This is a genomic window from Clostridium punense, from assembly GCF_017874425.1.
Lineage (GTDB): Bacteria > Bacillota > Clostridia > Clostridiales > Clostridiaceae > Clostridium_J > Clostridium_J punense.
The window spans coordinates 24,764-38,960 of record NZ_JAGGLL010000026.1; the positions used below are offsets into that span (position 1 = coordinate 24,764).

At 31.9% G+C, this 14,197-nt stretch carries 8 protein-coding genes and 1 pseudogene; 4 read left to right on the plus strand and 5 right to left on the minus strand.

The genetic code is table 11. The features are described from left to right. Positions 1-5 precede the first annotated feature (5 nt). Positions 6-350: a DUF6483 family protein gene (locus J2Z44_RS15300; protein WP_021283532.1), complete on the minus strand. Its 345-nt coding sequence runs from the start codon at positions 348-350 to the stop codon at positions 6-8. 314 nt (positions 351-664) lie between these two features. On the opposite strand from J2Z44_RS15300, the gene J2Z44_RS15305 reads away from it, so the two are divergent. Both J2Z44_RS15305 and J2Z44_RS15310 read left to right on the plus strand, forming a co-directional pair. Further along, a complete protein-coding gene (locus J2Z44_RS15305) occupies positions 665-1,357 on the plus strand; it encodes a GGDEF domain-containing protein (protein WP_021283533.1) in 693 nt (230 codons plus the stop codon). A gap of 317 nt (positions 1,358-1,674) precedes the next feature. Continuing rightward, complete coding sequence (locus J2Z44_RS15310; protein ID WP_209649771.1) at positions 1,675-3,135, plus strand: methyl-accepting chemotaxis protein; 1,461 nt, start codon at positions 1,675-1,677, stop codon at positions 3,133-3,135. A 359-nt stretch (positions 3,136-3,494) separates the two neighbouring features. Here J2Z44_RS15310 and J2Z44_RS15315 read toward each other — a convergent pair whose 3' ends face one another. From J2Z44_RS15315 to J2Z44_RS15325, 3 genes are all read right to left on the minus strand, one after another. After that, positions 3,495-4,631 carry a glycerate kinase gene (locus J2Z44_RS15315; protein WP_021283536.1) on the minus strand — a complete coding sequence of 379 codons (1,137 nt, stop codon included), beginning with the start codon at positions 4,629-4,631 and terminating at the stop codon, positions 3,495-3,497. A gap of 123 nt (positions 4,632-4,754) precedes the next feature. Then, complete coding sequence (locus tag J2Z44_RS15320; RefSeq protein ID WP_021283537.1) at positions 4,755-5,996, minus strand: MDR family MFS transporter; 1,242 nt, start codon at positions 5,994-5,996, stop codon at positions 4,755-4,757. Between the two features lie 554 nt (positions 5,997-6,550). Next, complete coding sequence (locus J2Z44_RS15325; RefSeq protein ID WP_021283538.1) at positions 6,551-7,051, minus strand: nitroreductase family protein; 501 nt, start codon at positions 7,049-7,051, stop codon at positions 6,551-6,553. Between the two features lie 350 nt (positions 7,052-7,401). On the opposite strand from J2Z44_RS15325, the pseudogene J2Z44_RS15330 reads away from it, so the two are divergent. Further along, a pseudogene (locus tag J2Z44_RS15330) lies at positions 7,402-7,626 on the plus strand (MATE family efflux transporter); the annotation flags it as partial. A 201-nt stretch (positions 7,627-7,827) separates the two neighbouring features. Here the strand turns inward: J2Z44_RS15330 and J2Z44_RS15335 are convergent. Then, on the minus strand, positions 7,828-9,990 hold the full coding sequence (locus tag J2Z44_RS15335) for a sensor domain-containing diguanylate cyclase (RefSeq protein ID WP_209649773.1): 2,163 nt from the start codon (positions 9,988-9,990) through the stop codon (positions 7,828-7,830). Between the two features lie 401 nt (positions 9,991-10,391). Here J2Z44_RS15335 and J2Z44_RS15340 point away from each other — a divergent pair, with 401 nt between their 5' ends. Further along, positions 10,392-14,129 (plus strand): M4 family metallopeptidase, encoded by a 3,738-nt coding sequence (locus tag J2Z44_RS15340; protein ID WP_161624466.1) that lies wholly within the window; start codon positions 10,392-10,394, stop codon positions 14,127-14,129. Positions 14,130-14,197: the final 68 nt, after the last annotated feature.

The window sequence follows — 14,197 nt, forward strand, 5'->3', positions numbered from 1 at the left end:
AAGCTTTATTTTTCAAATATAGTTTTTACATCCTCTAATCCTTGATATATCTCTGCCCTTGTGAAATTTCCTTCTTGCAATTCCTTATCACTTTTTTCTAGCAAAGAATTATAAAACTCAATTGCAATTTTATAAATATCCTCTGAACCTTTTTTATGTAGTTCTTCGAAAAGTATGTCCTCTGCCTTGTTGTAATTTCCCTCATGAACAAGGCGATTTAACATAATTTGTAGTATATCCGTTGATCCAAGTTGATTTAAATTTATTTTTTCACTGCTCTTTTCCTTCTTATTAAGTACAGTTTTTGCTATATTTCTCGCAAGATTTTCAATCATTCTTTCAATGTTCAAAAGTTTCACCCTCTTAGATCTTATTATGTATATTTAGTTAAATTGTAACATAGATTCAATATTATTACATTAAATTATCTTTTCAATGGACCTATCTTCATAGTTATTACTTTTCAAGGTAATTATTTTCTCTTATTACCATAAAGTTCTAGTCTCCAATACAGAAAAGGCCTATTAAGAATTTGAATAATATGTCGAAATAAGTAGTATGAATTTAAATACTGTTGTAAAAATTAAAGACTCAAAGGGCTAAATTCATTAGCATTCTACAATCTCAAACTATAAACTTTACTTTTATTAGAGAGGTATTTGATATGAAAAATAAGTATATTCAGTATGCACCCATAATTTTTGCAGCTTTTGGAATGTCCTTTGCTATAGCTGGATATTTTATAAACTTTTATCTTCCAAGTAATATCGCTACACTTGTTTGGCTAATTCTTATGATTACTTTTTTAATTCTTGGGTTGAAGTTTGGCAAATTGATTAGAAGTCTTTATATAGATTTTCATAAAGATTCTTTAACTGGACTTAAGAATAGAATGTTTTTCTACTTTAAACTTGATTATATAATGGAAAGGATATCAAATGCTCCTGAACCTTTAACCCTTATAATGATAGATATAGATAATTTTAAATATATAAACGATACTTTTGGTCACGTTAATGGTGATAAGGTATTAAAGAATATGGCAGAGATTTTTAAAGCTAATGTTAGAGAATATGATATTTTAGCCCGTTGGGGTGGTGAGGAGTTTACAATTTTATTACCTGGCACAGATGTTTCAAAGGCCACATTAATTGCTGAAAGAATTAGAGAAAGTATTGAAAAACATGAATTTAAAATTAATAATACTTCACTAAACATAACAGTAAGTATGGGAGTTTATACAACTACTAAAAAAATGGCTGTTAACGATTTTGTAGAACATGCTGATCAAGCATTATATAAAGCTAAGGAAAGGAAAAACCAAGTTGTGAGTTATGAGCAGATACTTTCTGCCTAGTCTCCCTCACATAAAATCCATTGCCTATAGCACTATTCTTAACGCAAGAGATCTTTTATTGGACCTCTTGTGTTTTTTTATTCTTCTTATTTAATCTACAAAGTATTAATTTTAATAAAAATTAAACTTAAATTTATATATAGTTTTATAAATCAAGCTATGATTTCATATTTAAAGCATTATCATTTCATAAAATTATCAAGTACAAGTGATTGTATCCGATAATGTCATTGGGGATAAAATGCTAAAATAAGGAACCAACCTTATTAAATTATATTATAAAATCTCAAAAAACTTTATATTCAAGGGGGAATATTATGAATAACAATTCAGTAAAATCTGCAAATAAAAATTTGCTTATAGTTTGTGCACTTATGGGAGTTCTTCTAAGTGCTATGGCCATGAAAACAGATGGTGTAAGTATTATTGTAAAATCACTTATTTTTGTAACAATACTTACAGTTATCTATTGCTCTTTTATGTATCGCAAAAATCCAGCTGACAAAAAAATCAAATACATAGTAGGTGCAAGTTTTATGATTACTCACTTTGCAACTACCCTTACTACTCAGACTCCAATTATGTTTATTTTTGCTTTTCCGATTTTAATGCTATTTGGTATCTACGGAGATAAACTTTTAATTTCTTTATGTTTATCTGTTGTTATTGCTGTTAATGCCATCAATGTATTTTCTGGAAAGTTTGACCCTAAGACGGCTTCTGCAGTAGTAATTGTAATTTTATTCAATTCAATAATCCAATACCTTAACACCTCAATCATTGGAAAGACCGCAAAAGAAAATAATAAATATATTGAAACTTTAAACCATGACCAGGAAGAAAAGAAAAAGGTAATTGATACCCTTGTTAAGACTGCTGAAAAATTAATGACTTCTGCTGAAAATCTAGAAACCTTATCTAAGGAAGCTTCAACCTCATTAAGGGATGCCTCACTAGTTGTTGAAGAAATCTCTAAAGGTGCTATGTCTCAAGCAGAAGATACGCAAAGGGGTTCTGAGGTTTCAGAAGAATTATCAAAAAATATCGATAAAGTTGTTTACTCTTCTGAAGGTTTGATAGCCACAACTAAAGATACTGAGACACTAAAGGATAGTGGAATGGATATTTTATCTACATTAATGGTAAATACAAAAGAAAGTAACCTTGCTGTAACTTCCCTACATTCTGTCATAGAAGGAACTAATAAAAGTGCAGAGGAAATAAGTGCTGCTATAAATGTAATTTCTTCTATTGCTGAACAAACAAATTTACTTGCACTAAATGCTGCTATTGAAGCTGCAAGAGCTGGAGAATCTGGAAGAGGATTTTCTGTTGTTGCTGAAGAAATTAGGAAACTTGCTGAACAATCCACAGCTTCAAGCAAAATTATTAATGAAGTAATAAAGTCTCTTCAAGTCAATATGAGCTCTGCTTTTATAAGCATGGAGAAAACCTCCAATATAATCGAATCTCAAACTAAATCTATTGAAGATACTCAAAAGGTATTCAATAATCTAGCTACCTATATAGAAAAACTTCGTGATGAGGTAGAGGACTTGAATAGTGCTGGTCAACAAATGAAGGAAAAGAAAAACCACATTGTTAATATCCTTCAAAGCCTTTCGGCACTAGCTCAAGAGAATGCTGCCAGCACAGAACAGGCAGCAGCTTCCTCAGAAAGCCAGGCCGGTTCTATGGAACGAATTATTCAATTAAATTCTACTTTAATTACCCTTTCTGAAGATTTAAAAACCATAGGAGATACTCTTATTTCTTAGAATAAATATAGAACATCCATATGCTAGTTCTATTAAGCTTTTGGAGATAAGTTAAACTTCTAACCTTAAGACTTCAATTGAAGTATGTTTGGATTCTATAGGTTTTCAGTACACTACTTTTATATTATTGAGTCCTATACTAAATTTAAATTAAGATAGGAAGTTTGCTTTTAGACTTCCTATCTCTGGCATTATCAAGAGGCTTGCTACTAGGGGCTTTTGACAATAATAAACATAGTAATAAACCTGAATTTAGATTATATAAAAATATTTCTAAATTCAGGTTGTTTTTAGTTATTTAGGATTAAAAAAATTAGGATTACACTTATTTAGCTTTTATAGTTAAGGTGAATAAATACCTAACTATTGAAAGTATTTATTAGCCTCATAATTCTCTCTGCAGTACCTTCTAGTAAAGTTTCTGTATTTTCTATAGCCTCACAAAGAGTCATTGGCTTATCAATAATTGAAAAAATGCTAGAAAATCCACAGGAGTATAAAGATTCATAGCCTTCCCCTAAAGAGCCGCAAATACCTATTACAGGTACAGAGTGTTTTTCACAAAGCTTAGCAATGCCAAAGGGAGTTTTTCCAAATCCAGTTTGAAAATCCATAGCACCTTCACCAGTTATTACTAAATCAGCCTTTATAATTTTCTCTTCAAGGTTTGAAAGCTTAATAATAACATCAATGCCTCTTTCCATCTTGCCGTTAAAAAATCCAAAAAAAGCTGCTCCAAGGCCCCCTGCTGCTCCTGCTCCAGGAATATCTACTACATCTTTGTTTATAGTTTCTTTAACCACTTGTGCATAATGGTACAAGTTATTATCAAGAGTTTGCACCATAGCTTTATCAGCTCCCTTTTGAGGGGCAAACACCGCTGATGCACCTCTTTCACCACAAAGTGGATTATCAACATCACAGGCAATTATAAAATTACTTTCATATATTCTTTTATCGAAGCTTTCTAAATTAATTTTATGAAGGTCACTTAAAGCTGCTCCCCCAAGCCTTATTTCACTTCCTGACTTATCAAGTAATTTTGCTCCTAGTGCTGTGAGCATTCCCGCCCCACCATCATTAGTAGCACTGCCACCAATGCCAATGATAAAATTTCTACATCCTTTATCTAAAGCATGGAGTATGAGCTGACCTGTTCCATAAGTAGTAGTGAGTAATGGGTTTCTTTCTTCTTCCTTCAATAAAGGGAGACCTGAAGCTGCAGCCATTTCTATAATAGCTGTGGCGCCATCCCCTAAAATCCCATAATAGCTATTTACTTCTCTATAAAGAGGGTCTTTAACTTTTATATATTCTAAGCTTCCTTCAGTGCAATGAATTAAAGCTTCTACTGTTCCTTCTCCACCATCTGCCATGGGTACTTTCACTACTTCAATATCTTCATTTACTTTCTTAATTCCTCTTTCAATAGAGTTAGCAGCTTCCATTGAAGACAGGCTTCCCTTAAAAGAGTCTGTTGCAATAATTATTTTCAATTTTTTCACTTCCTATATACTTTTTAAATTTATCATATTTTTCATATTACTATAGCCTTATAATATTATTATAGAAACATAAATAAAAGTAGGCAACTCTTCATGATTCACCTACTAACTAAATTACTTATTCATTGATTGAACAATATTATGCTTTTTAACTTCTCTTAGATGTAAAATATAAATTAAAATTGCAGATAGCATAGTCACCGAAAATACTAATGGCCATACATATCTTACCCCAAGATTTTCTATATATCCCCCCATTATCACTGGCCCTATAGCTGAACCTCCATTGGTTATTATGTTCAGTACTGAATTAAACCTTCCTCTATGTGAGCTTGGAGCATGGTCTGCTATGTACACTCCCGAATTTGTGGCATTTAATATTTCTCCCACAGTCCAAACTATTGTTGCCATTATGTATAATGGATAAGCCTTAATGAAAAAGTTCATTCCAAATCCAACTGCAAAGAACACTCCTGAAATTGCAATATTAAATAAGGGTTTATTTCTCCTAGTTAAATGTACTATTAATGTGGTCATTGTAACAACTATAATACCATTAGTGAAATATATTCCTCCCATAAGTTCTGGGGCTCTATCACCGAAAATCTCTGTAAACTGTAGAGGTGTTCCAAAGTTACCTTGGGAATAAGCAAAGGAATATACAGAGGATAATAATGCAAAAATTACTACAGTTGGTTTTTTCAAAAGTACAGAAATAACACTTCCTTCTTCAGCCCTCTCTTCTTCTGACACTTCTTCTAAATCCCCTGTTGAAGGTTTAGTTTCATCCACAAATATAGATACTAAAATAATATTTATTAAAATTGCAACAGCATTACCTATAAAGGTTAATGCGAAATAATTTTTATATAAAAATCCTGCTAAAATTGGTCCAATAGAAAAACCAATGTTTATACCTAAATACAAAAGTGAAAAAGCAGCTTTTCTGTTACTAGAATCCGTTAAATCTGCAACCATAGCACTATTAGCAGGTTGAACTGCTCCCGTTGACACTCCAGCTAAAATTAAAAGCCAGGGAATAATCATTGATTTTCCTAAAAAAGCACAGGGTAAAAATAATAAAGCTGCGAGACTTTGAAAAATTATCATAACCTTTTTTCTTCCAATAATATCAGAGAGTTTCCCGCCTAATAATCCCCCTGGAATATAAGATAGTGATGAAAGTGACACAAATAAACCTGCTTCTTTCGCACTAAGTCCAAGCTTGTCCGTTAAAAATAAAGTTAAAAGAGGAAAAACAAAACTTCCCATACTATTTATGACTCTTACAAAAAATAAAATGTAAATTCCCCTAGGAAGCCCTGAGTAGGCCTTAAAAACCTTTGTCAATTTCATATCATCGCCATCCTTCTAATGTAAGCCATATATTACTTAAATATCACCTATAGTTGTGTATCTATCTCTTAATGATTTTTTTATCTACTTATTTCTAGTATATAGCTTAATAACATACATATTGAGTATATTTCTAATTATCTTTATTAGGTATTTCTTGTCTTCCATTGAATCTAAGTTAAAAGTTAACTTATACATGAAACATACCTTGGTCCCTTTGGTCTTCATGTAAGATAATTAAATTAAAATTTTAATAAGAAAGCTTGTTGCATAATTGTTTTTGCAAAAGCTTATTAAACAATTATAACCTTATATACACTCATTTTAATTATAACATCTAGTTGCATATAACTAAAGAAATTTTCAAAAATATTTATATTTACTGAATTTTATTCATCTTTAGACAAATTTACTAACATTACTTAAGTCATACTAAAATAATAAACTTACAAAATGAATAAATATAATTCATGTTGCAAGTTTATTTTTAATGAATATTAAATTATTTATTATGAAGATCCCACATAAGCATTTTGGTTGTTACAAATTTGCCCTTACCATCTATTAAGATGTATTCTTGTTTTATCAAATCTATCAGCAGGTGTTTTTTCCTCATCAGGATACCCCACTGGCACTATTGATAGAGGAATAACATTATCTGGCAATCCTAATAGTTCTTTTATTTTTTCTACCCTATCAGCTATTGGATAAACCCCTAGCCACACAGCTCCAAGTCCCATATCCTGAGCAGCTAGTAGTATGTTTTCAGTGGCAGCCGAACAATCTTGTACCCAATATCCCTTGAACACTTCCTTCTCCTCATCACCACAAATTACTATGGCTACATCAGAGTTTAATAGCATCTTGGAATAAGGATGTATTTCAGTGATTCTTTTCATAACTTCTTTATCTCTTAATACAACAAACTCCCAGGGTTGCTCATTTCCTGCTGAAGGTGCTGCCATGGCCGCTCTTAATAAATCCTCTACAAACTCATCACTTACTTTTATATCCTTGTATTTCCTTATGCTTCTTCTTTTTAATATAGAATTCATAACTATACCTCCTGATTTATTATTACTTATTATCCTATTATAGGAAATAAGTTCCCACTTCACAAGTATGAAATAATTTTTACTATACCCTATGAAAGTTCAATATAACATATAAGTTTTAGTAAATTTGTGAACCTCTAGACCTTTATATTGCGAATTTTTAAACACCTGATTTTGACAGGATATTTTTACCTTGATATACTTAGTATAGGCTTTAACGAGTGATAATCCACTCTACTTATGTCTACAAACTTTTATATAATAAAGATGTAACAATGTCTTAGTTGTGTTTTAAATTTAATTACCTTTACTTAGGGTTAAAATATAATAAAAGAAAAGAAGGGATTTTAATGAATACTTCAGTGGATAGGCTTGGGCAGGAAAGAGTAGGCAAGCTATTATTTAGCTTGGCAGTGCCTGCAATTGCAGCTCAGCTAGTTAATATGCTCTATAATATTGTAGATAGAATCTATATAGGACATATTCCAAACATAGGCTCTGAAGCTCTTACCGGCGTAGGTGTAACCTTTCCAATAATAATGATTATTTCTGCCTTTAGTGCATTAATTGGAATTTGAAATGATCAATTATTTTAATATTAACAAAGCCATGGATAATAAGGAATTAGGACCTTATTATCCACGGCTTTACTGTTATTTAGGTCTTTTAAGCATTACGCAACAACCTCTTAATAGATATAACTTGGGCTTACATCCATATCTAAATAACTTCATATTTATGATTTTCATATAGTCGGTTTTTGATTTATAATATTCCTAATGACTTACAACACAGTTTCTTCCTTGATTTTTTCCTTTATAAAGATTTTTATCTGCATTATTAATGGTAGAATCTACTCCTAGACTCTCATTGTACTCTTCAACTCCAAAAGTAACAGTAAGTTTAATTTTATTCTTTCTATAAACAAAGTTAGTTCCTTCAATCTTTTTTCTTATACCTTCACAAAGTGAAGTAGCGGCATCACCTTTAGTATTTGGTAGAAGCATCAAAAACTCTTCTCCCCCCCATCTTGCCAGTATATCTTGTCTTCTCATACTAGTTTTTAATAGTTTAGTAAGCTTTACAAGAATATAATCTCCGCAATCGTGACCATAAATATCATTAACCTTTTTAAAGTAATCAATATCTAAAATCACAACTGAAAATTCCTGTTGGGTTTTTTTATAGTTTAAAGCTTCCTCTTCAATCCTATCCATTAAGTAACGACGATTAAACACGCCTGTAAGCACATCGGTTTTTGATAGAATCTCAAGTTCATTTGATTTAGCTTTAAGCTCTTCAGACTTTTGAGAGTTATTTAAAGCTATAGCAATATAAGAAGCTAAGGCCTTAATCATGCCCATAGATCTTTCTGAGTAGGCATTTTCCCTATAACTTTGTACCGTCATTGCTCCCACAACTTTATCTTCTACAATTAAAGGATAGTATATTATGGACTTAGATAGCATCTTTGTTACCCCATGTCCGTATCTAAGCTGCTGATTAGAATCAGCAATAATGTTATTTAGACAAACCGCTTGTTTTTCCCTAATACATTTTGCTGCAAAGCTTTTTTCGTTATCAATTGTAGTTTTAATTAGAGGTAACCGTTTTCCTTGTTCAATCATAATTCTAAAAGTAATTAAACCTTGCTCTGCGTTATATAAGCATATTCCAAAAATATCTGCATCCATAAGCTTATTTATATTTTTATACACCATATTAAGAACTTTCTTAATATCTAGTGTAGCTGTGATTTTTTGTCCAATTTCTCCAATAATCTTTATATCTTCATAGGATTCTGCAAGAGCCCTCGCCTTTAATGCAGTTTCCTCTGATTTTCTTCTAAGTTCTTCATTTTTTAGTCTTTGAATTTCTGCATCCTTTTGAGCTTTTTCAACCTTGAACTCGGTCATATGTTGAACAAGCTTATCATCTAATTCCTTTGTTTTTATCTTTTCATTTAATTCATTATAGCTTTTTAGGTAATTGAAGGCATTTTTATAATCATTATCCTTTTCAGCAATTTCTGCTAAAACCATATAGATATCTTTTAGCATGCCAAAAGCATTAATTCTCTCAGCTATTTTTAATCCATTCTTTAAATTAATTATGGCTTCTTCTTTTCTATTTCGACTTAGATAAAGTTTCCCTATCTCCTTAAAACCATTTGCTTCCATGTATTTTTGATTATTCTCCTTATACAAAGAAAGAGAAAGCTGAAGGTTTTCTAACGCCTTTTGAAAATCACCTATTTCCTTGTATATTAATCCAAGAACATTATAGTTCTGAGCAAAACAATGTGATTCTGCACCATTCTCTTTAAGAACAATAAAGGATTCATTGATAAATTTTAGAGCTGTTTCAGTATTTTTCTTGATTAGATATATTTCTGCTATATTAGCTAGAACTAAACTTTCGAAAATATATTCTACTTTTTCTATTTTTCTTAGAGTCTTAAGAGCCTCTTGAAGGAACTCTAGAGCCTCATCAAATTGACCTGAATCATAATAGACAACTCCAATGTTATTTAAAAAAAATGGATCTATTTCTTCATTCTTTTCCTTCATTAACTCAAGTCCTCTAAAATAATTCCTTAGTCCTAATTCAAGATTTCCTAAATCAGTATACAAATATCCAAGAACATAACTAGCTTTAATTTGAACTTCATCACTACCTATAGAAATAGCTAATTCATTTCCTTCACTGGCCAATTGAAGTGCTTCATCATAATTACTACTCTTGATTGCATTATATCTAGCAAGTAAAATCATACAAAACGCAATGCCTTTGTCATAATTAATTTTTATGGCCAACTTTTCTGCTTTTTTTATAATGCTAAACGCTTGTTTCAAGTCAGTCCTAATTAATGTCCAAGCTTCATTAAGTGATACATCAATTTCCTTTTCAGTTTTTTCTATGTAATCCTTTTTTTCCACAATTGCCTCCACTAGCTATATCATAATACTTAATCATACCATATCTCATTAAAGTTGTCTAAATTTACAGAGTAATTAAATACCTTGTATTGACTAACTTAGTCCAACAATTATATATCTTAATATATTTATAATTATGAAATGAAACAAGTTTCCTTTCATATGATATAAATATTATCGTAGTTAAATTAAATTTATTTATATGAATGTCGAATAGTAGTTGATAAATCCTAAAGAAAAGAATTCAATATTTACTTAATCTTATTATAAATCTATATTATACTAAGACTACTAAGGACTTTCACTCTTCCACTATTTATTCCACAAACTTCCTAGTGATATTTTTATAATTTTCTTATAAAATTATATTTAAAAAGAGGCCATAAAGGATGGGGTTATTGATGAACAAAAAATTTCTTTCCGCTTTTCTAAGTTTAACATTAGTAATTACTTCTTCCATACCTGCTTTGGGAATGGATCAGAAAAGAGCTAGTTTATCACAAGAGAAAAGTATTGAAAATTCAAATGAAGACGCAGATAAGCTTAACGAAAAAGATGGACAAGTCTTTTTATCTGGAAAACTTTCTAAAAGACAAGTGGCTAGTAAAGATTCAGCTATTAAATACTTACAAGAAAATAAAGACTTACTCCCTATAGAAGACATAGATGAAAACTTAGAAATCGTTGAAACAAAAAAAGATGAGTTAGGTGGCACATTTGTAACCTTTCAGCAAACTATAAAAGGAATTAAACTTAAAGACAAGTTTATTAAAGTTTACTTTAGTAAAGATGGTGTTATCTCTAGTGTCACTGGTGAACTAGATAAAAACAAAGAAATCACTTACCTTGGTAATAAAGTAGTTTCTGAAGATGAAGCTATTACCATTGCTAAAAGTCACTATACTTATGAGACTTTAAGACAAACTCCTAAGGCTGAAAGATTAATTTTAAGCAAAAACAATAAAAATTATGAAGTATTTAAAGTTAACATTTCTTACTCTAAGCCCTCCTTTGGTAATTGGGATGTTTATATTGAAGTTACCTCTGGTAAAGCACTACATTCAGAAAACCACATTAGAAATGCTAATGAAGTAGCTGGTACCGGTATTGATGTTCAAGGATTTAAACGTTCTCTTAATTTATATTACGATAACTCTTTATATCAAATGAGAGATTATACAAGACCATCAACTGGAGGAATACTCACATACTCTTCTAATGGAGCTACTGATGGCGGTTATATTGTTTCTAGCAGTACTAGTTCTTTTAATTCTGAGTATGATAAAGCTTCAGTTAGTGCTCACTATAATACTGGACAAGTAATCGACTTTTATAAAAAGCTCTTTAATAGAAATAGTATAGATAATGCAGGTATGAGAGTTGATTCCTTTACTCACTATGGCAGTAACTACAATAATGCATTTTGGACAGGCTACGAAATGGTTTATGGAGATGGTGATGGTAAAAAATTCACTTATCTTAGTGGCGATTTAGATATTGTGGGTCATGAAATTACTCATGGGGTCATAGATAGAACTTCAGGACTTGGATATGAAATGCAGTCAGGAGCTTTAAACGAATCTATGGCTGATGTGTTTGGTGTGCTTATATCTACTTACTCTAAGTATAATGTAGCTTCCGGTGGAAAATGGACATTTAATCCCGCTGATTGGGTAGTTGGAGATGATGTTTACACTCCTAGTATTAAAGGAGATGCCTTAAGAAGCTTATCAAATCCTTCGCAATATAATCAACCTTCCCACATGAAGGACTATAAGGATTTGCCAAACACTGAAGAAAGTGATTGGGGTGGAGTTCACCTTAACTCAGGTATTCCTAATAAGGCTGCATATTTAATTGCTGAAGCCATAGGCATGGAAAAAACTGCAAAAATATATTATAGAGCACTTGAAAATTATATATATGGTAATACAACTTTTATAAATGCAAAGAAAGCTTTCATGCAGGCTGCTAAAGATTTATATGGTATAGGTGGAGTTGAAGCTTCTGCAATAAATAAGGCTTTTAGTTCAGTAGGAGTTGGTCAAGTAGCAGAAACTGATGTTTATGAATCAAATGATAGTCTATTAGAAGCTTATCCTCTAGAAATTGGTAAAGGCTATGATTCTTATATTTCAACAGAATCTGATGCAGATTTTTACAAGTTAACTATAGATTCTCCTGTAACTATGAATATACTCCTTGCTAATTTACATGAGAAGTATAATTTATATTTACTGGATTCAAAGGGGAGCATTTTATACTATTCCGATGATGCTTTAACATATCAAAAGTTTGTAAGCTATAACTTTACTGCAGCTGGTGACTATTACATCATGGTAGACGCTGTTAAAGATTTCAGCCCTACTGAAAAGTATCATCTTAGAGTTGATAAGGCAACTACTAATGAATTTGAGGACAATTATGAGCCAAATAATAATTTCTCCGAAGCTTATGCTATTGACCTAGGAAAAGAATACCAGTCTTGGATTTCCGCTTCTGGTGACTCAGACTACTATAAGATTCATGCAGACTCTCTAGGCTTTATGAGTGTGGAGCTTAAGAGTTTACCTTTCTACTATAACGTGTCACTCTACACTCCCACAGGGGAACTACTTCGGTTTTCTAATGACTCAAGAGAAGAAAGTCAAATTTTAAATTTCAGTGTTACAAGTCCTGGGGATTATTATGTATTAGTTTATTCCTATTATGGAGCTTATAGTGCAGCTAACAAGTATTCTCTCAAGGTAGATGTTAATAATTTTTCTAGCATCGGAGCTATAGAAACTCCAGCGGAAAATGAATCAGTAAGTGGCAAAATAAATATAAGTGGATGGTACCTAGATAAAGCAGAAATAACAAAAGTTCAAATCTTGGTGGATGGAGTTCCTGTCTCGGGAGAAGGGGTTTATGGGGACCCGAGACCTGACATAGCTGCCTTACACCCAGAGTATAATAATAACAACTCAGGATTTCATTTTGAGCTAGCAACCAATTATTTCCCAAGTGGACCTCATACAATTAGTGTACAGGTTAGCAATACACTCGGTCATGTGGTTCCCTTAGCAAGTAGAACGGTTACTTTTTTAAATATTATACCTGTGACAGACATCGTACTTGACAATGGAATGATATTCTTTAATAAGCCTGGTGAAAAATCTATTATTCACGCCATAGTGATACCAACCTTTGCAACCAACAAAAATGTTAACTGGAAGACTAGTAACCCTTCTGTAGCAGTAGTTGATTCCAATGGAATTGTAACTTCAGTTGGGCCAGGCAGTGCCACTGTCTCTGCTATAACAGAGGATGGAGGATTAATTGCTACCTCACTTATAACTGTGTTAAACCCAGTAAAAGGCGTAAGTTTAAATAAGACAGAATTAAAGCTAAAACAAGGTGAACAAGCCTCTCTCACTGCAACAATTAATCCAAGTGATGCAAGTGAAAAAACTGTAGAATGGAAAAGTAGTAACAATTCTGTAGCAACAGTAGATAGTTATGGAAGAATTGTTGCAGTTGGCAGAGGTACTTCTACAATAATGGTCACTACAAAGGATGGAAGTTATACTGCTTCTTGTATTGTTTCAGTAGTTGGTAAAGTTGGTTGGTCTTATGAAAATGGCAGCTGGTATTATTACAATGAAGATGGAACTATGAGAGTTGGTTGGTTATATACCAGCAACAGGTGGTATTACTTAAATAGTAATGGAAAAATGGCTACAGGCTGGGTTCTAGATGGAACTATTTGGTACTTTATGGATTCATATGGAGCCATGGTTACCGGTTGGCAAAAACTAGGTAATGTTTGGTACTACTTTAAATCTAGTGGTGCCATGGCTACTAACTGGTTAAACTTAGGAGGTACTTGGTATTATCTAAAACCTAGTGGCGCTATGGCTACTGGTTGGGTAAATCTTAGCGGTACTTGGTATTATTTAAAGGATAGCGGTGCTATGGCTACTGGTTGGCTAACCCTTGGTAGTACTCGATATTATCTAAAACCTAGTGGCGCTATGGCTACTGGTTGGTTGCTTACTGGTGGGAAATGGTATTACTTCTTAAGTAGTGGAGCAATGGCAGTTAACACCACAGTTAATGGCTATAGATTCGATAGAAATGGGGTATGGATATCTTAATAAGTAATTAAATATTAAAGAGCTACTTCGTAATAATATAATTAAATATTACGACATAGCTCTTTTGC